This window comes from Virgibacillus sp. AGTR, from assembly GCF_016919725.2.
Taxonomy (GTDB): domain Bacteria; phylum Bacillota; class Bacilli; order Bacillales; family Amphibacillaceae; genus Virgibacillus; species Virgibacillus salarius.
Genome location: NZ_JAJERH010000031.1, coordinates 1 through 20702 on the forward strand (window position 1 = coordinate 1; position 20702 = coordinate 20702).

Annotated in this window: 15 protein-coding genes; 10 read left to right on the forward strand and 5 right to left on the reverse strand. The window is 36.9% G+C overall.

Annotated features, from left to right (window positions below; translation table 11 throughout):
- Window positions 1-489: 489 nt before the first annotated feature.
- The 3 genes from cls (at window position 490) to JUJ52_RS12440 (ending at window position 4300) form a co-directional block, all read left to right on the forward strand.
- Complete coding sequence (gene cls, locus JUJ52_RS12430) at window positions 490-1932, forward strand: cardiolipin synthase (protein WP_026682614.1); 1443 nt, start codon at window positions 490-492, stop codon at window positions 1930-1932.
- A 25-nt stretch (window positions 1933-1957) separates the two neighbouring features.
- Entirely contained in the window at window positions 1958-2482 is a 525-nt protein-coding gene (locus tag JUJ52_RS12435) for an acyl-CoA thioesterase (protein WP_205389137.1), read from the forward strand.
- A 396-nt stretch (window positions 2483-2878) separates the two neighbouring features.
- Window positions 2879-4300, forward strand: coding sequence for an alanine/glycine:cation symporter family protein (locus JUJ52_RS12440; protein ID WP_026682616.1), 1422 nt, complete (start codon window positions 2879-2881; stop codon window positions 4298-4300).
- Between the two features lie 353 nt (window positions 4301-4653).
- Here the strand turns inward: JUJ52_RS12440 and JUJ52_RS12445 are convergent, their stop codons facing one another.
- A complete protein-coding gene (locus JUJ52_RS12445; protein WP_026682617.1) occupies window positions 4654-4977 on the reverse strand; it encodes a winged helix-turn-helix transcriptional regulator in 324 nt (107 codons plus the stop codon).
- 225 nt (window positions 4978-5202) lie between these two features.
- On the opposite strand from JUJ52_RS12445, the gene JUJ52_RS12450 reads away from it, so the two are divergent.
- On the forward strand, window positions 5203-6441 hold the full coding sequence (locus JUJ52_RS12450) for an aminopeptidase (protein WP_121603984.1): 1239 nt from the start codon (window positions 5203-5205) through the stop codon (window positions 6439-6441).
- A gap of 441 nt (window positions 6442-6882) precedes the next feature.
- On the opposite strand, the gene recQ is transcribed toward JUJ52_RS12450, so the two are convergent.
- Window positions 6883-9027, reverse strand: a complete 2145-nt coding sequence (gene recQ / locus JUJ52_RS12455; protein ID WP_121603983.1) for a DNA helicase RecQ — start codon at window positions 9025-9027, stop codon at window positions 6883-6885.
- Between the two features lie 282 nt (window positions 9028-9309).
- Window positions 9310-10605 carry a branched-chain amino acid transport system II carrier protein gene (brnQ, locus tag JUJ52_RS12460; protein WP_121603982.1) on the reverse strand — a complete coding sequence of 432 codons (1296 nt, stop codon included), beginning with the start codon at window positions 10603-10605 and terminating at the stop codon, window positions 9310-9312.
- A 479-nt stretch (window positions 10606-11084) separates the two neighbouring features.
- On the opposite strand from brnQ, the gene JUJ52_RS12465 reads away from it, so the two are divergent.
- Both JUJ52_RS12465 and JUJ52_RS12470 read left to right on the forward strand, forming a co-directional pair.
- Window positions 11085-12953 (forward strand): cation:proton antiporter, encoded by a 1869-nt coding sequence (locus tag JUJ52_RS12465; RefSeq protein WP_026682621.1) that lies wholly within the window; start codon window positions 11085-11087, stop codon window positions 12951-12953.
- A gap of 938 nt (window positions 12954-13891) precedes the next feature.
- Entirely contained in the window at window positions 13892-14089 is a 198-nt protein-coding gene (locus JUJ52_RS12470; protein WP_121604744.1) for a hypothetical protein, read from the forward strand.
- Window positions 14090-14162: 73 nt separating this feature from the next.
- Here JUJ52_RS12470 and JUJ52_RS12475 read toward each other — a convergent pair whose 3' ends face one another.
- Complete coding sequence (locus JUJ52_RS12475; protein ID WP_026679630.1) at window positions 14163-14351, reverse strand: SE1832 family protein; 189 nt, start codon at window positions 14349-14351, stop codon at window positions 14163-14165.
- A 96-nt stretch (window positions 14352-14447) separates the two neighbouring features.
- On the opposite strand from JUJ52_RS12475, the gene JUJ52_RS23595 reads away from it, so the two are divergent.
- Entirely contained in the window at window positions 14448-15281 is an 834-nt protein-coding gene (locus JUJ52_RS23595; RefSeq protein ID WP_228088989.1) for a GNAT family N-acetyltransferase, read from the forward strand.
- Between the two features lie 288 nt (window positions 15282-15569).
- Here the strand turns inward: JUJ52_RS23595 and JUJ52_RS12485 are convergent, their stop codons facing one another.
- On the reverse strand, window positions 15570-16658 hold the full coding sequence (locus JUJ52_RS12485) for an AI-2E family transporter (protein ID WP_255637665.1): 1089 nt from the start codon (window positions 16656-16658) through the stop codon (window positions 15570-15572).
- Between the two features lie 266 nt (window positions 16659-16924).
- Between JUJ52_RS12485 and JUJ52_RS12490 the strand changes: the two genes are divergently transcribed.
- The 3 genes from JUJ52_RS12490 to JUJ52_RS12500 all read left to right on the forward strand — a co-directional run bounded on the left by JUJ52_RS12490 (window position 16925) and on the right by JUJ52_RS12500 (window position 20636).
- On the forward strand, window positions 16925-18664 hold the full coding sequence (locus JUJ52_RS12490) for a phospho-sugar mutase (protein ID WP_205389134.1): 1740 nt from the start codon (window positions 16925-16927) through the stop codon (window positions 18662-18664).
- A gap of 370 nt (window positions 18665-19034) precedes the next feature.
- Window positions 19035-19811 (forward strand): TerC family protein, encoded by a 777-nt coding sequence (locus JUJ52_RS12495; RefSeq protein WP_026679634.1) that lies wholly within the window; start codon window positions 19035-19037, stop codon window positions 19809-19811.
- Window positions 19812-20195: 384 nt separating this feature from the next.
- Window positions 20196-20636: an OsmC family protein gene (locus JUJ52_RS12500; protein WP_026679635.1), complete on the forward strand. Its 441-nt coding sequence runs from the start codon at window positions 20196-20198 to the stop codon at window positions 20634-20636.
- The last annotated feature ends 66 nt before the right edge of the window (window positions 20637-20702 follow it).

A 20702-nucleotide genomic window follows, 5' to 3' on the forward strand; every position in this document is an offset into this window, starting at 1 on the left:
GACCTGGTTAAACAGTTCAAAGTAACCCTTAACGAAAAGACTGTTAGATATACAAAAACATAAGATACGCTGGTGTTATTAATAATGAGATCATATATAATGTTCATTCATGATGTCAGTACCACATTTATGAATCGTAAATACGATTTGATACATAGAAAGGTTATGGTTTTCTTTCATATGAAGTGCTTTATAACAGCATCAAGGTACATAAAAAGGATAAAATTTAATACAATAAGCTAATATCATTTATTCTATAAATAATAGGTAGCGCTTGCATTCTGCTAAGCTAACGACAAATTAAAATGTATGCTATATTATTGATTGTAGAGGTGATGGATATATACTCTTTCTACTTTAGCGTAATTTGATGTCCTCACCCTTAAAAATAGGAACAGTCTAGTTTGGGGAGGATAATAGAAAATTGTTACTGGATAAGACATGGCACGAACTAAAACAATTTTCATGTAAGGGGGGATTTGTCAGACTATGGAAATACTGTCATACTTATTAGGATTTATTTTAATTTTTAATATTGCCTTAGGTGTTTCTATTATCTTTTTGGAACGAAAGGATGCTAGTGCTACATGGGCGTGGTTAATGGTATTATTGTTTATTCCAATTGCAGGTTTCTTTTTATACTTAATCTTTGGTAAGCCGATTAGTAAACGAAGGATATTTACTTGGGATACAAAGAGTAGACTTGGTGTAAAAACAGCTGTACAATCCCAGCTTCGTGCAATTGAAAACGGTACGTTTGCATTCAAACATAAAGAGATAGCAGAGTATGAGGATTTATATTATTTACATTTACGTAATGATGATGCCATCTTTACACAAGATAATAAAGTGACCATTTTTACGGATGGAACAGAAAAGTTTGAATCCCTCATTGCTGATCTGGAAAAAGCTACGGATCATATACATTTGCTTTATTACATCATTCGTGATGATCAACTAGGTAAGCGTATTGCTGACATTCTTATTAAGAAGGCTAATGAAGGTATAGAGGTTCGTGTACTTTATGATGATATGGGTTCCCGTTCATTACGAAGAAAGTATATTAGACGATTACGCAGAGCTGGCGTAGAAGTGGAGGCGTTTTTTCCGCCAAAGATTCCGAAAATCAATTTCAAAATTAATTATCGTAACCATCGAAAATTAGGCATTATAGATGGTAAGGTGGGATATATTGGTGGTTTTAATATTGGTGATGAGTATCTTGGGCAGGATAAGAAATTTGGAAATTGGCGCGATACACATTTGCGTATTTATGGTGATGCGGTTCTGCATATGCAAACTCGCTTTATTTTGGATTGGAACCAAGCTTCTAGGAATGATATCTTATATGAAGATCGTTATTACAACGCTGTTCCAGCTGGTGATGTGGGTGTGCAAATCGTTTCGAGTGGACCAGATTCAGATTGGGAGCAGATAAAAAATGGATACATTAAAATGATTATGTCTGCCAAGGATTATATTTATATCCAAACACCTTACTTTATTCCTGATGAAAGTTTACGGGATGTTCTTAGAATTGCTGCTTTATCGGGGGTAGACGTAAAGATTATGATTCCAAATAAACCGGATCATCCGTTTGTTTATTGGGCAACATTATCCTATGTCGGTGATTTATTAGATGCAGGTGCAGAGGTGTATATTTATCAGAATGGATTTCTTCATGCTAAAACAATCGTAGTGGATGGAAAAATTGCATCGGTGGGAACTGCTAATATCGATGTCAGAAGCTTTCGTTTGAACTTTGAAGTAAATGCATTTCTTTATGATAAAGAGTTAACGAAGCGGTTGGTTGAGGCTTTTAAGGAAGATATTGTGCTATCTACACAAATGACCAAGAAGTTATATAGTAAACGATCATTAGGCATACGGTTTAAAGAATCTATCTCCCGATTAATATCACCAGTATTATAACAAGTTTGAAAGGAGAAAAGTTAAAATGGAAAAGAAAACATGCTCGACATCATTAGCTGTTAAAACGTCTCATGTATTGCCTCCTGATACGAATTCATATGGGACATTGTTTGGAGGCAAGTTAATGGCCCATATTGATGATGTGGCTGCAATAGCTGCATCACGTCATGCACGTAAGCCTGTAGTAACTGCCTCTACAGATTCTGTTGATTTCCTTGCTCCTGTTAAAGAAGGTCATTCGATATGTATTGAGGCATTTGTAACTTGGACGCATAAAACATCAATGGAAGTTTTCGTTAAAGCAGTTACTGAAGATTTACGAACTGGAGAAAGACGTGTTTGTGCTACGGCCTTTTTGACCTTTGTTGCTGTTGATGAAGACGGCAAACCAAGTCCAGTCCCTGAAGTTATACCTGAGACAGATCATGAGAAAAAACTTCATGAGCTAGCTGCCGTCAGAGCTAAACAAAGGATTGAGCGTCGTAAACAATCGAAAGAATTTGCACAGGAATTTGGAACGGATTATCCGTGGAATAGTCGAGGAAAATAAAGGGGGATTTCTTAGAATAAGTAGGGGGAATACATAAGAACAAAAGCGCAAGCGTCCGATTAGAAGCGTAGCGACTGGAGCGAGTCAACGAAGATTAAAGGAATCACGGAGTGCTTGCGAGCGATGATGACTTACCGTAGGGCGATTCGTGAAGTCGCCTCGTTTCTGGGCATTGGAGCTGGACGTGGCTCAACACGCGCCTATTTATCCACATGGGCAAATTTTATAATTTCCTAGACAACAAGAAAAAAGAGAAATTTCTCTTTTTTTGTGTGGTTCATTCCTTTATTGTAGATTTAGTATACAATATTTAGGGTAATAACGAATAACACACACATAAGTATAACGATATGAGCTAAGAAAATGTGGATAGTGTAAAAGGAGGAAGTTTACAGGATGGAGATTTTAAAAAATCTAATTAGCGAAGCCAATAACATCTTATGGACGTATGTATTGATTATAGTCTTAATTGGACTGGGGCTGTGGTTTACATTTAAGACGGGATTTGTACAATTTAAATATCTTCCAGAGATGTTTCGAGTATTGTTCGATAAGCGGACAATTAGCGCGAGTGGTAAGAAAGGTACCTCTTCATTCCAGGCTTTTGCAATAAGTGCTGCCTCTAGAGTAGGTACTGGAAATATGGCTGGAGTGGCTTCAGCCATAGCAGCAGGTGGCCCTGGTGCCGTATTCTGGATGTGGCTAATTGCATTACTCGGATCAGCATCTGGCTTCGTAGAAAGTACACTTGCACAGGTGTATAAAGTACCGGATAAGAATCAATACCGTGGAGGACCAGCTTACTATATGGAAAAGGGATTAAAAAAACGGTGGCTGGCAATTATTTTTGCAATAACGATCACCTTTACCTACGGTCTCGTATTTAACTCTGTGCAATCGAATACAATTAGTTTAGCCTTTAAAGGGCAGTTTGATATTAATCAACACTTGATTGCTTTGTTGTTATTTGTTTTTACTGCAATTGTTATTTTTGGTGGTTTAAAAAGTATTGCAAACGTTACACAGATTATCGTACCGATTATGGCCATTTTATATATTATCTTATCGTTGTATATTTTACTTGTAAACTTTACTGCAATTCCAGATATGTTATCGATTATAATTACGAACGCATTCGGTATTCGGCAAGTAGCCGGTGGAGGCTTTGGCTTGGCGATTATGTGGGGAATTAAGCGAGGATTATTTTCCAATGAAGCTGGTATGGGTAGTGCACCAAATGCTGCAGCAACAGCAGAAGTATCACATCCAGCCAAGCAAGGGTTTATTCAAGCCTTAGGTGTTTTCTTTGATACGTTATTAATTTGTAGTGCAACGGCATTTATTTTAATCACTGCAGGTGGATATGAGGGTAGTAAGGCAGATGGAATCCAATTAACACAAAATGCTTTTGCTTTTCATATTGGAGACTGGGCGAGCGGCTTCATTGCAATTGCCATTTTACTATTTGCCTACAGCTCTATTTTAGGCAACTATTACTATGGTGAAAATAATATTGCATATATAAAGAATAGTAAAACAGGACTGTTCCTTTATCGGATTGCAGCATTAGCGATGGTTTATTTTGGAGCAGTAGCATCCTTTGATTTTGTTTGGTCTTTAGCTGACTTGACAATGGCTATTATGGCATTGATCAATCTCTATGCGATATCGAAGCTATTTAAAATTGCTAATAAAGTACTCCAGGATTATCGAAGACAGCGTAAAGAAGGTAAGGATCCAGTATTTTACCGAGATACTCTAGATAATCAAGAAGGAATCGAGTACTGGGGAAGAGAACAAACAGGTAATACAGAATAGTTCAAAACAGACCACATTGCATTGTGCAATGTGGTCTGTTAATTTTCTCGTCAGTTAAGAAAGTATAAAATCAGTGCAATGACTGCGTTAAGCCAAGTAGTTATTTTGAATGTTAGATGTATATTGGCAATGCTCCGACTAATTACTTCGCTTTCCGCGGGAACGGCCACAGCTAACTCGGTAAAGAAAAACACGTTACCAAGTGGAACTTCGGTCTCGTGCTGTTTCCGCCGGAGTCTCGCTTGTTTCAGGTACTAAATGAATGATTCCGTGCAAAAAACGAACGATAATTAATTTTAACTTATCATCGTTCGTTTTTTATTGTTTCTTCATTCTTTTGTCTCAGTCTCATTTCACTCTTCATCTATTTCTTCTAATGAAATATGATGATCTGCCCAACATTGAATTTCTTTAATAACTGGTTCTAATGCTTTTCCTTTTTCGGAAAGAGAATATTCAATACGAACAGGAAACTCCGAATAAATATCTCTTGTAACGATTCCTTCTTTTTCTAGCATTTTAAGTCGATCAGAGAGCAACCGCCCGCTGATAGGCAAATCAGCTTCCATTTCAGAGAAACGTTTTGTACCTTTTAATAGTTCAAAAAGTATAAGCCCTACCCAGCGTGTGCTAAGAAGTCCCATAGCTTTTTCGAAACGTGGACAAAGGTTCTCCATGATCATCACCTCAATCGGTATCATATATCTATTAGCAAATTCTACAGTTATTACGAAAAGTAACCTATTTTTAGGATAACATAATCTCGATATGTCGTAAATAGATAAGGGGGATAATAACAAATATTTTCCAATTTATTCTAATTATAAAAAGTTATTTGGTAATTTTATTGAATTTATGAAATAATAACGGTATACGAAATAATTTAATTTGGAGGTAAAGAGATGGTTAGTCAACGTACACAAGAAAAATATGCAGAGTTAGCATTACGCACTGGTGTGAATATACAGAAGGATCAGGCATTAATGGTTAATGCGCCAATTGAGGGTGCAGATTTTACAAGAATCGTTGTACGTAAAGCGTATGAGTTAGGAGCAAAGGACGTACATATTAATTGGGTGGATGATGAGCTTACATTGTTAAAATATGAAAACGCTCCAGATGAAGTTATTGCTAGTTTTCCTGAGTGGAAAGTGGAGCTACAAAAAAGCTATGTTGAGGATGGAGCGGCAATATTAAATATTCGTTCAACGAATCCTGATTTATTAAAGGATATTGATCCTTCCCGTGTAGCAAAAGCAAATAAAGCAGCTGGCGAGGCGATGAAGCACCTTCGGAAGTATACCATGAATGATATCATTCCGTGGTCAATTATTTCTATTCCAACAGGAGATTGGGCACAAAAGATTTTCCCAGAAAAATCAAGAGAAGATGCCATTGAAAGCCTTTGGGACGCAATTGTAAAAATAGTAAGGGTTGATCAAGATGATCCGATAGCAGCTTGGGATGCACATAACGAAACACTCCGAACTGCTCGTGAAATCTTAAACAAGAAAAATTATAAGAAGCTAGTATTTACTGCGCCAGGAACAAACTTAGAGATGGAACTTCCTAAAGGACATATTTGGAAGGGGGGTTCTGCAAAAACGTCGAGTGGCACGACCTTTAATCCGAATATGCCAACAGAAGAAGTGTTTTCTATGCCCCACAAATATGGTGTGAATGGTACAGTAGCCAGTACAAAACCGCTTAATTATGGTGGTAGCTTAATCGATAATTTTAGTCTAACGTTTAAAGATGGAAAAGTGGTTGATTATCAAGCTGAACAAGGGGAGAATACCTTAAAGCATTTATTAGAAACAGATGACGGTTCTAAGCGCCTTGGTGAAGTAGCATTAGTACCTCATGAATCACCAGTTTCTCAATCTGGTTTAATCTTCTATAATACGTTGTTTGATGAGAATGCCTCTTGTCATATTGCGCTTGGTAAGGCATATCCTACAAATGTAGAGGGTGGAGCTGCAATGAACGAAGAGGAGCTAGATAAGCATGGAGTGAATGATAGTTTAAATCATGTCGATTTCATGATTGGTTCAGAGCAATTGGATATAGACGGTGTATTTGAAGATGGAACAACAGAAGCTATTTTCCGTAATGGAACTTGGGCATTAGATATAAAGTAAAACAACAATCAGTTGGGGGTATGATTTATCCCCGACTGATTGTTAGTACCACAAGAGTATGACCTAAAGGCCCTGGAACCAATCGGACATTTACTGGCAGTCGATCCCCCACTTATATATATTGCTTTCTTTTTATTGCTTGAAGTGGGTGATCTTACTGCCAGTTATATGCGGGATAAAAGGTGAACAACGGAAGCAGTCAGCTCGAAATAGAGAGCTGACTGCTTCCGTTTATACGGATCCAAGGGTCTTCTTGTCCGAAGGTGAAGGACTTTCGTTTCCGTGGTTGAATGCGTAGGTTTCCTCATGGAAATCGCTTCGTTCGGGAATCTAGGATCAATTGTTACGCTATAGGAGATTTGGGTCTTTACTCACTAGGACATTACACTGGTACTCGTCGTCAAGTCTGGCAAGGACCATCTTTTTTTACCCAATATCCGATTAGATGAAGCTATGTTTTGTCAGTACAGCTTTTATCTTTGTGTAATCATATTCCGTCGGTAGTGCCTCTTTAAGAGACTTTAACTTGATGTCATCAAGTTGTTCTCTAGCTTGTAAGATGGCTTCCTCTTCCTTCGATGTAAAAAATATTTCCCAAGCGATCGGATATCCGTCTTTAAAGGCTTTAAATAAGTGATTTTCTACCGTCTGATGGGATATATCACGTATAACAGCTATATCTTTAATAGATTTGCCAGATTGGAACATTTTATAGCTTATAACATGACTTGGATTCTCGTCTGTTTCAGGGTTATTTTTTTTAGGTTTTGGATGAACAGGATCATTTATGCGAATGATGTTTTTTACATCAGGATTCTGTGATCGCCATTCTTTTAGAACGTTTAAAAATGCTTCACCAAATTGGTCGTATTTCTTCTCACCTACCCCTTTAATTTCTAGCATATCTTCTTTGGTAACCGGAAAATATCTGCTTAATTCCTTTAAGGTTGCATCAGAAAATAAAACATAAGGTGGAACCCCTTTTTCATCAGCCAACTGCTTTCTTAAGTTACGCAATGCCGTAAATAAATCTTTATGGTAATCAGTCTGCTCATTTATCGGGATCGGCATCGTAAACATGTATACAGACTTTCTTCCTTTTAACACTTCAACAGATTGATGATTTAACTTTAGAATTGGAAATCTCCCTTCCTCCGTAGCTAATAATTGTTCTGCTACCAAGAAATGTATCCATTCAGTTAATTCTTTTTCGGTAAAAGCTGAGAGGATTCCGTATGTAGATAATGTATGGAGCCGAAACTCTTTTAGCTTTTTATCTTTCGATCCTTTAAGTACCTTCGCTGTCATCCCAACTCCAAATCTTTCTCCCATCCGTTTTACACAAGAAAGTATTTTCTGCGCTTCCTCTGTAATATCTATTTTTTCCTGACGTTGGATGCAGTTGCTACAGCGACCGCATAATTCATTGTTATCCTCTTGATGAAAATAATTTAAGATAAACGTAGTTAAACATCCATGGGTATGACAATAGTTAATCATGGACTGCAGTTTACGATATTCCCCTTGCTTTGCGGCATCATCCATTAAGGATTGTTCAATAAGAAATTTCTGTAGCTGTATATCCTGTGCTGAGAATAATAATATGCAATCACTTGGCTCCCCATCTCTTCCAGCTCTCCCAGCTTCTTGGTAGTACGATTCAATATTCATTGGCATAGCATAGTGAATGACAAAACGAACATTAGATTTATCAATCCCCATACCAAATGCATTTGTTGCAACCATAAGCTGTTTTTCATCATGAATAAATGCAGATTGCGCATGTTGTCGTTCTTGTTCTGAAAGACCTGCATGATATTTAGCAATCGAATAACCGCGTCTTTCTAGCTGATCATAAAGACTGTCTGCCTGTTTTCTTGTTGCTGTATAAATAATTCCTGATTCAGTGCCTCTTTCCTGTAAAAAAGAGCGGATATAGGAGGATTTATTCTTTCCTTTAATGACGTGAAAGGATAAATTATCTCTTTCGAAGCCTGTATTTACTACATGATTTATGTGTAATAACTGCTGGATATCGAATATGACTTCTTCTGTTGCCGTTGCCGTTAACGCCATTATAATTGGAGCATGATGTAATTGCTTTAATTGTGGAATGATTGATCGATAGCTCGGTCGGAAATCGTGACCCCATTGGGAAATACAATGTGCCTCATCAAAGGCAATTAATGATATATTTATTTGCTTAAGTACATTCAAGAAATTTCCTGAATCAAATCGTTCGGGTGCTACATAAACAAATTTATATCTTCCTAATGCAATATCCTTTAGCCTATGCTGTTGTTCACCTGCAGTTAATGAGCTATTAATATAAGTAGAAGCAATTCCTAAAGACTGTAATGCATCTACTTGGTCCTTCATTAAAGAAATAAGAGGAGATACGATAATTGCAGTGCCTGGCAATGCTAAGCCGGGTATTTGATAGCATATGGACTTTCCCCCACCAGTAGGCATGACAGCGAGAATATTCTTTTTAGCTAAGATGTAATCAATGGTTTCCTTCTGCCCTGGACGGAAGGTTTCATAACCGAAATACGTTTGAAGTAGTTTTTCTTCCTTCATTCCCATGATGTATTTCCTCCTTTTACATGTACCATCCTAACATATTCTTTCTGTAGTTGGTTATAGAAGAAAAAAAGAAGCTGTAAAGATACAGCTCCTGCATATACAAATATTCTATAATTTTACCACACACATAACTGGTAGTAAGACCCCACTGATTGAAGTTTCATTTTTATAAGTTGATATGATTTTTAGCTTTCATGAGCTTATCGTTTAATGTACGGACGGTATTGGCTAATTCAGCAATATCTCACAGCTTTACTGGAATACACTAGCCTAAAGTAATAGTTAAGTCTTTTGGGGTCTAAGCTTTGAAACTAGAAATCCGATACATCCTCCAATAATAGCTGGTAGTAGCCAGCCCAAACCAATATCAAATAAAGGAATTTTCATTACATAGTTCGTGACAGTTGGAATATCAATACCATAGGACGTAATCCCATCATTTAAGCTTATGACTGCGGTAAATAGAATTGCCCCACGGTAGACCTCCGGCCTATTCTGAAATAATGACCGTAGAAAGGTTAGCATAATAAGTACAATAGCTATTGGATATAAGAATACAAGTACGGGAACAGAAAAACTAATGATTGCATCTAAACCCTGATTAGCAATAACAAAACTAGAGAAAGTAATTATAAAAGCAATCAAGGAATAAGAGATTGGCACCAATTTTGAAAAAAATTGCGCACAAGCAACTACTAAACCGACAGAAGTGGTAAAACAGGCTAACGTAACAATAATTCCTAGCAGCAGTGTTCCAAATGTTCCAAAGATTGAAGTTGCAGCATGTGAGAGTATCTCTCCGCCATTACTGAAGCTAGCTGATCCTGCCACCTTTGTACCAATCCAGCCGATAGAGGTATAGACAGTGATCAGACCTACTCCAGCGACCAATCCAGCCTTCAATGTTGCAGTAATAAGCCCTTTCTGTGTGGAAACACCCCTTTCTTTAAAGGCATTTACCACAATAATTCCAAAGGCTAGAGCTGCAATAGCATCCATAGTTAAATAGCCTTCGACAAAGCCTTTAAAAAAAGGACTACTAGCATAATCACTGGTAGGTGCTGTAGCTGGCTGGTCAAATAAGATAATAGCGCCAATTACTAATGCTGTAATAGACAGCAATAGTATAGGTGTTAAATACTGTCCAATTCGATCTACCATTTTTGAAGGATTTAAACTGATAAAAAAGACGAAAATAAAAAATACACTTGTGAACAGCAATAACGTATAAGGTGATACGTTATTAAGAAAGGGTTCGATGCTCATCTCGTAGCCAACTGTAGCTGCACGAGGTATTCCAAAAAATGGTCCAATTGCTAAATACACAGCTGTTGTAAATAGAATGCCAAATAGAGGGTGGACTCGATTTGCTATTTCTCTGGCATCTTTTTTTACGAACGAAATAGCAGTAACTGCTAAAATAGGTAAACCTATACCAGTTATCACAAAGCCTGCAATAGCAGTAATAAAAGACGATCCTGAATGGAGTCCAAGTACAGGAGGATATATGAGATTTCCAGCACCAAAAAATAAAGCAAATAACATAAAGCCGATTATGAATGTATCTTTATTCATCATACGTGTATCCCTTCTATATGATTTCCTGTTGAGATTGTTTATTGAATACAGTTGTATAGCACTCCTTAAATTAAAACGAAATGGAATGAACATTCCTGTATTATCAAATACTAAAGAAAGAAGAGTAATATCTATTTTTTCAATATAATCTGAAAATAAAGGGCGATTTTTTGAATTAATTTTTTTCAGAAAATAACGCAAAGCAGACATCATCTTAACAGTAACAGGTTAAGATTGTCAATGGAAAAGGAGAGAAAAGTAAATGTTGATAATAGTATGATTTATATTTGCCTGAATTAAAATTGTTTACATTCTTTCCTTTCACATTTAAAATGTTTTTATCTTATCTATAATTTGCCATTACAAAGGAATGTGTTATTTCCTTTTATATGGCTATCCGACGTTTTACTTTCTGTAGGATTGATTGCAATGTTACATAAGGAAGTAGTTTCGTTGAAATTTTAAATAGGGGGTATCACATGGTTCCGTCTTTATTATTTGAAATCATGCTAATAGGCTTCTTAGGGATCGGGTCCCAATGGATCGCTTGGCGTTACCGTATGCCGGCTATTGTTGTTATGTCGATCACTGGACTGTTGGCAGGACCAGTTTTTGGTTTAATGAACCCTGAGGAAGACTTTGGCAGTTTATATAGCCCAATTATATCTGTAGCAGTAGCCATTATTTTATTTGAGGGCAGCTTAAATCTCAGCTTTAAGGAGCTCAGGGGACTAGGCAAGCCTGTTTTCCGAATCTCCACTGTTGGTGCATTTATAGCCTGGATTCTCGGCTCATTAACTGCTCACTATATTGCAGGTTTGTCTTGGACCGTTGCTTTTGTAATTGGTGGCCTATTTATTGTTACTGGACCAACTGTAATAATGCCATTATTACGGCAATCAAAGCTAAAGCCTAGACCAGCTAAAATCCTAAAATGGGAAGGAATAATCGTTGATCCAATTGGTGCACTTTTAGCAGTGTTCGCTTTTGAGATTATTACCTTTTTAACAGCAAATGATCCGGATGGAGCAAAGTTAACACTATTTTTTGCAGCATCTATTTTTGCGGCAATATTTGGCTGGGCATGTGGTAAAGGAATTGGCTGGATGTTTGAAACAGGCCATATTCCAGAATTCTTAAAATCTCCAGCAGTTGTCATTGTTGTTATTGTTTGTTTTACCGGTGCAGATGAAATTATGCACGAAACAGGATTATTATCAGTAACAGCTATGGGAATTACACTTGCCAATATGGGGATAAGCTCTATTTCTGACATGCGTCATTTCAAAGAAAACATTTCAATTTTACTCATTTCAACGATATTTATTATGCTAACCGCATCCTTGCAATTAGAAACCCTACTGCAAATATTTAGTCCCAACATTATTGGCTATGTATTATTAATGATGTTCATTGTTCGCCCATTATCGATTTTCCTTTCTACCATTGGCACGGGATTATCATTTAATGAGAAAGCTCTAGTAGGTTGGATTGCACCAAGAGGAATTGTAGCGTTGACCGTATCAGGCTATTTTGCTAGTGTATTGACCGAAGCAGGTTATGAAGATGCACAAATACTAACAACACTTACCTTTGGACTAGTAATTTTTACGGTTGTAGCTCATGGATTTTCAATTGGTTGGTTGGCGAAAAAATTACATTTATCTATGGAAGGAAGACCAGGAGCGTTAATTAATGGAGCTAATCGCTTTACAGTTGAATTAGCTAAATCACTGGCAAAGGCTAATTTTCCAGTAATAATTGTTGACTCTTCATGGGAAAGATTAAGGCCAGTTCGTGAGGCAGGTATTAATTTTTATCATGGAAATATACTCTCTGAGCAGTCGGAATATAACCTGGATACAATTCCATATGAATATTTGCTAGCTATAACAGATGATCATGCTTTTAATTCCCTTGTATGTACAACATTTATGCCCGAATATGGTAGAACTAATGTCTTTAAAGTTAGTCCACTTGATCAAATAAAAGGTGATACAACAGAGGTTGTATCTAAAGTTGGAGGACGGATTTTATTTGATAAGAAATTTACGATGGAAGATTTGTTGGAAAAGCTGAATAATCATTATGTGTTCAGACAAACTACGTTAACTTCACAATATAACTATAAGCAATATGTAGCTGACAAAGATGAATCTACTGCTTTTCTTTATCTAATTAAGCCTTCAGGTCAATTGAAATTTTATTCCGAAGAAATGCGAACTGTTCCAGCAGTAGGGGATACAATAGTAAGTCTGACACCACCTAATAAAGAAAAAGCAAAGATTCAAGCCAAGTTAGAAACGCAGCGAAATAACAATACAAAAGGGAATGAAAAAGAAGTATGAAGCTGAATTGACCCTGTCAAGTAGACATTGGAAATTATAAAAATGGATAGCGGCTTTAGCTCTATATTCAACAGGGCTAGGGCCGTATAATCTTTCTTGATATCTTTCATACCTATGTAAATAGTACTTCTCACATTTGAGAGTCCCCCAAAATGATTCCATTGGAACTTCTTTATAAGAATAGTCTCCTGACAACTAATCAAATACAGCTGCTTCCTTTAACCCACTTATTCCGTCCGTTTCAAATGTCCATCCATTTAGAAAGGGTTGTATTATTTATTTGATATTTGAACATCCTTCTTTGTATCACCTTCATTATTGTTGACATTATTACTTCAAATTAAATTCACTCGAATGAGATCTCTTGGACATAAAAAATTCCCCCTAGGTAAAACAGATTTTTATTTGTTAATCTGTCTAACTTAAGGGGAGCAGTTCAAACGCTTCACTCTTTTAGAAAATAATAAAATTTGCCCATTTGTATAAATATGGTGTCGGGTTGAGCTGCGTCCAGCTCCAGCGCCGAGAAACGAGGCGACTTCACGAATCGCCCTAAGCTAAGTCGACATCGGCCCGTAAGCAAACCGTAGTTCCTATATTTCCGCTGACTCGCTCCAGTCGCTACGTTTCCAATCGGGCTCTTGTGTTTTTGTTCTAAGTTAAGAAAGTATAAATTCAGTGCAATGACTGCGTTAAGCCAAGTAGTTATTTTGAAATGTTTGATGTATATTGGCAATGCTCCGACTAATTACTTCGCTTTCCACGGGCACGGCCTCAACTAACTTTGCAAAGAAGAACACGTTGCAAAGTGGATTTTCGGCTCGCGCTAATCCCGCAGGAGTCTACGTAATTAGTCTCCGCTATGAGAAGGTGCAACAATTCTTGTCATAAGTAATAGGTTGACTTTTTTACAATGGATAAAGTGAAAATCGCTATCCGTGAGTATAAAAGTAGCTGTGTTACTTCATGCTAGCGTTGTAGAGCCTGATAATAGCGAAGGGCGGCCACTTCAACTCCTGTGGGAAATGTTTGACCTGAAGATCCACTTTTTTGAGCGGGTTTTGCTAAAAAAGTTAGCTGAAGGACAAACCCCACGGAAAGGGAAGTGGGCAGCCGGAGTGGTGGTCAAGCAGTAGCTATTATTCCATAATAGCTACTAGAGGGAGCGTAAATCTGAGCATGTAGTGATAAGGACTGAGCGAATTTTGCTCAGTTTTTCTTATTTAAATCGGCTAATTGTTTATTAACTTCAGCAATTTCTCCTTCAAGACGAATAAGTTGTTCCTCTGCAGATGATACTCTGCCGCGGACATACTCAAGTTTATCTAAGTCACTTTGAATCCGTACGTAATCGGATTTTAACTCATCAAGCTTTGCTTGTAACTGCTCTATTGTCATCGTTCATCACCTCTTTATACTAGTGTAGCAAAAAACACTTTACAAAACAGGTAAAAACATTCATAGTATTAGAAAAATAGAGAGGGAATGGTTAAGGTGAAGGTGTTTATTAACCAGGCTGTTGATTCATATGCAAAACGAGTTGAACCGCTTTTACTTCAGAAAGAAGCATGTAATAATTTGATGCTTGGTATTATGAATCGCTTGAAGGAAAACAAAACAGATTGTTTCTTAGGTTGGGTAGAAGCGAATGGGGAAATTATTTATGCATTCCTGCGAACTCCACCCCATAATTGGATCTTGCCAGATATTGAAGTGAATTCTCTCGATTTCATACCGGTTATTACGAATTATTTATATCAACATGGCTATGAGGTTCCTGGCGTACTAGGGCCAATAAAGTATGCAAAAGCTTTCGCCCAGCAATGGGAAGAAAAAAGCGGGAAAACAGCATCCGTACATATGAATGAATTGATCTATCAATTAGACCGTGTGCAGATAGAGTATCCTTTACCAGGACAGCTAATTCAAGCAGAATTAGCTGATCATGCACTTCTAGCAAAGTGGCTTCTTCTTTTTGGAGAGGAAGCTAATGCACCAATAGATGAGTCGCGAGCATCTAGTTTGGCGGCGGAGTTTTTACATAAGCAAACAGCTTATTTTTTGCAGATAGGGGAGAATAAGGTTTCCATGGCGAATAAATCAAGGGAGACGAAGCATGGTGCGACAATTAATGCTGTCTATACCCCTGATAAATATAAGAAAAAAGGGTATGCTACAAGTGTTGTAAGCCAATTAAGTCAAAAGCTGTTAAATGACGGGTATCAATTTTGTAGTTTATATACAGATTTGTCGAACCCAACTGCAAATAATATTTACAAGAAGATTGGCTATTATAAAATTGGTTCTGCTATTGTCTATTTGTTTTAGAGATAACCGAGTGGTTAGGTTAAAACTAAATGAGTAGTTCACAAGCAAATATAATACCATGTTCTAAAATCGCAATCTAAACGATGGGAACCTTTATGATGATCAGCTAACGCACGAAAAAAATTGCTTAGCAACTGATTCTTCGAGCTCATCAGTTATCACAGAAGTCTTCACCACCATAAATGATAAAACTCCAAACCAATATCCGGAACTAAGTTCGTAACCTCGGATTATAGTTTGGAGTTTCACTTTATCTACATGTAATTTATGCTTTTAATAAGCTCAGCATTAGATTAATGCATCTTCCTTATTTTTTTTAGAGTTTACGTATGTTTTATAGAAATGGATAATGATCGTCTTAATCACTGCATAAAATGGTACAGCAAATAGAATACCTAAGAATCCAGCAATGCTTCCTGCTGCTAAGATAACGGTAATGACTGTTAATGGATGTAAGTCTAATGCACGCCCCATAACATTTGGTGAAATTAAATTACTTTCAATTTGCTGCGCGGCTATCATTACGATGGACACCCAAATCACCATAAACGGATCTTGGAATGCTCCAACGATTAATGCCGGAATTACGGCTATAAATGGACCAGCAAAAGGAATTACATTCATTACCATAGCAAATAACGCTAGTGTTAAGGAATATTTTAAGTTAATGATCAAATATCCAATAAATAACAGCACACCGACGGCAAAACTAACAATTAACTGCCCTTGTATAAAGGCTGTTAACGTTCCATCTACTTTGACAAACAAGCTACGAATATTCTCCGCTTTTTTCTTGGAAAAGATTTGTGTAATAAATGGAACTAGCTTCTCTCCATCCTTCAACATGAAGAATAAGAAAAATGGAACGAGAACTAATGCAGTAACAAATCCAATGAGTTGTCCAATAAATCCAAACAAATAATTTAATACACTATCAATATGTGATTGAAGGTTATTCGTAAAATTATTGATTGCTTTGTCTATTTCTGCAGGAATAGCAGTTTGGTTTGATTGCCATAAAGAAATCATATCCTGCGCCCAGTTTACCATTGTTGGAACATTATCAATTAAATTCCTAAATTGTTGTTGGGCAATTGGAGCAATATACATATAGACAAAAACACCAAGAAGAATTAATACAAGAAATACAAGAATAATTGAAAAGATACGATTTATTTTAAGGCGTTCAAAGAAGTACATTAACGGCTTTGTTAAATAGTAAAGAATACCTGCACCTATAATAGGTACGGCGACGGCCCCTATTACTTTCAAAAAGGGTGTAAAAATAAAATCAGTAACCGAAATAAGTAATATTAACAGAAAAACCATTATGAAAAACACTAAAAACTGAAACCAGCGTTTATTTACCACCAACATCCCAACCTTCACAAATCATTTGTATCTATTTTACCTGTTTCAAAGAATAATAGAAAGTATATCTTATTTAGCTTTACGAACTGTTTTGATACGACGACGCTAAAGTAACAATGATATTCCCAAACAAGACAGCTTTGATCTTTACGTTTTCTATTATTTTAACCTAATTTATGAAATCATAAACGATTCAAAATTTGATCGATAGAATAATCTGTGTAAGTATGCTAAAATTCGTATAGATTATATACAGTTGGAGGACATAACGAATGACCAGTTGGGAACAAGTCTATCAAAAATGGGAAACATTCCAAGATCTTGATGCGAATTTAAAGAATGAGTTAACGAAATTAAATGGAAATCAGCTCGCATTGGAAGATGCTTTTTATAAAGAATTGACATTTGGGACAGGCGGGATGAGAGGGATCATTGGTCCTGGAATAAACCGTATGAATATATATACCATTCGTAAGGCTGTTAATGGACTAGCAAATTATCTATTAGAACATACGGTAAATGTAAAAGACAGAGGTGTTGTAATCGCGTACGATTCCAGACATATGTCAAAAGAATTTGCTATTGAGACAGCAAAAGTATTAGGGGCATTTGGAATAACAGCATATGTGTTTAAATCATTAAGACCGACCCCGCTACTTTCCTTTGCGGTACGTTATTTGGGAACGGTATCAGGAATAATGATTACAGCAAGTCATAATCCTCCAGAATATAACGGTTTTAAGGTGTATAATGAGGATGGTGGACAAATAACACCAAATCAGGCAGCTGACATTATTGCCTGCATTCAACAAACAGACGATGAATTATTAGTTCCCTATATGGATCAAGCTACATTAGAAAAAGAAGAACTAATTAACTGGATTGGGAATGAAATTGATAATGCCTACTTAGAAAAATTGATTGATATATCTAAGCTGCCTGCAGAAGAACGTGAGCAAGAGAAAGCTATACCAATTGTCTTTACACCACTTCACGGAACTGCTTATGAGCTCGTATCTCAGGGATTGGCACAATTGAATTTTACGAATGTTCATGTTGTAGAAGAACAAGCTGTCCCAGATCCAGAGTTTTCTACTGTGAAATCACCTAATCCAGAGGAGCATCAAGCATTCACAAGGGCAATACAACAGGGGAAAAAGCATGATGCAGCTATTTTATTAGCAACAGATCCGGACGCCGATCGTTTAGGTGTTGCTGTCAAAGACGACACGGGTAATTATCAAGTGTTAACCGGTAATCAGTTAGGTGCATTAATGCTGGATTATATTTTATCGCATAGTGATTCGGCATTATTAAAAAGCGGACGGATGCTAAAAACAGTAGTGACATCGGAACTAGGTAAAGCAGTGGCGGATTACTATGGAATAACGACAATTAATACTTTGACAGGCTTTAAATATATTGGAGAAAAAATACGGGAGTTTGACGCAACTGGTGAAACATTCGTATTTGGTTATGAGGAGAGCTATGGTTATTTAACGAGTAGCTTTGCACGAGATAAAGATGCGATACAAGCAGCTATGATGGCAAGTGAAATGGCATACTATTGGAAGAATAAAGGTAAAACTTTGCATGATGCGCTTCATGAACTATATGAAAGGCATGGCTATTATAAGGAAGACATGACATCTCTAACTTTAAAAGGGAAGCAAGGGTCTGAGCAAATAGCTAAGATTATGGCTACAATCCGCTCAGAACCATTACAGGAAATTGCTGATTTATGTGTGAAAGCAACAGAAGATTATTTAATTGGTCAACGCTATACGCTCGATAATCCAGAAAATATAGAAGCTATTGAACTACCTAAAGAAAATATGATGAAATTTATTTTAGAACAGCATAGCTGGGTTTGCCTTCGCCCATCAGGTACTGAACCAAAAATCAAATGTTATTATGGGGTTTGTACGGAAAATGAAAAAGAGAGCATACAAAGGATTTCTGCATTAAAACAAGCTATGGAACGGATTCTTGAACAAATTATCGAGGGCTAATATGGTGAATAGATTTGATTCTGTGGGGAAGGCTAGTTACTAAAACTAGACACATGGTAGAATCAATCGTTGACATTTTATGTTTATCGATGTTTAATAGTAAGTAATGTTATATTCCTATTAAAGGGGAGTAGCTGTACAATTTTAGTCGTCATTACGAGAATATTCTCCGGCTGAATTGGCAACGATCGTTGTTAGCGAGACCTTTACCAGTCTAGGTAAGGGTCTTTTTTGATGGTTCTTACCTATTGGTAGGAGCTTTTTTATTTGTACGAAGTTACATAACGTAATTTTAGGTAGAAGTAAAAGCTTCAAGTCGAATATAAGGTTAAAGCTCTATACGAGCGTAGCAGAAGGGAGAGCCTAGAGAATGGGTATTGAATTATTAGTGGAATATTTATGGGTATTAGTAGTTTTAATTGGACTCGAAGGTTTACTAGCCGCTGATAATGCGCTTGTCTTAGCGATAATGGTGAAGCATTTACCGGAAGATCAGCGAAAGAAAGCATTATTCTATGGATTGGCTGGTGCATTTGTATTACGATTTGGTTCATTGTTTATTATTTCATTCCTTGTCGATGTATGGCAAGTACAAGCGATTGGTGCAGCTTACCTGTTATTTATATCGATTAAACATTTATATGATAAGTTAAAATCCAAGGATGAACCAGATGAAGAAGCGAGTGCCAAAGAAGAAAAAGGTAGCGGTTTTTGGATGACCGTCTTAAAAGTAGAATTTGCTGACCTTGCCTTTGCGGTCGATTCTATTCTTGCAGCAGTAGCTTTAGCAGTAGCTTTACCACCAACTAATCTTGGCCATATCGGAAGTCTAGACACCGGACAATTCTTGGTAGTTTTTGCTGGTGGAATGATTGGATTAATTATCATGCGTTTTGCAGCTAATGTTTTTGTGGATTTATTAAATAAGCGTCCTGGTTTGGAAATTGCGGCGTTTGTAATTGTTGGCTGGGTCGGAGTTAAACTAGCTTTAATCGTTCTTGCACATCCAGATATTGCTTGGATACCACATGATTTTCCACATTCAACATTATGGAAATCGATATTCTATGTCGTATTAGTAGGAATTGCGGTTATTGGTTGGTTTACCTCTAGCGATGCAAACAAAAAAGAAAAAGCTCAGGATTAACGTCAATGAATGATCTTTTATGAAGGAATAGATTAGGTTTTCAAAAAAGTCTCTTTTAAAATCAGTGGAATGGTCATCTTAGTCGACAACACGTTAACCTCGTGTGAGGGAGAAGCGCTCTCTGTGGTTCAATTTTTGTTCAACTCCCTACAAAGAAATAATAGGGGAAAGTAAAGCAGTGTGGTACTACCAATCAGTGGGTGCTAAACAACACCCCCCACTGATTGAAGTTTCACTGTATTTTTTGAGCGTACCTGTATAGGCTGCTGAATTATTGTGATTATTCTGATGAAATACTTTTTATAATTATGTGAGCAGGGTTTGAAGCATAACTATTCCCTTTAGAAATGGATGTTTAGTAGTCTATAGCTAAGAGGTGATTACATGGCAGAGCATCATTTTCATTTAAAAGCAGATTGGCCAGGTGGGAGAAATAGTCAAGGCTTCCTAGAGACAGGTAACTTGAAAACAAATATATCTATACCACCTGAAATGGATGGTCCAGGAATTGGAACAAATCCGGACGAAATGCTATTAGGTGCAGCTGCTACCTGTTATATTATTACATTAGCAGCAATGATTGAAAGAGCGGAATTGCCTTTAAAGCAAATGTATTTACATTCGGAAGGGATCGTGGACGTGACAAAGGGAGTATTCACGTATAAGCGAATTATACATCGGCCAACGGTTACTTTAACAGAGCATGCGACAGAAGGTCAACATAGTCAACTCCGCAAATTAGTCATCAAGGCAGAACAAAGCTGTATGATTTCTAGAGCATTAAAAGGAAATGTGGAAATTGAATTAGAACCAACCCTAGTTTGATAAGTGTTTGTCACAAAATTTAGTCTAGCAGATAAGGCTTGGAATGACCGAGTTTCATTTTAAAAA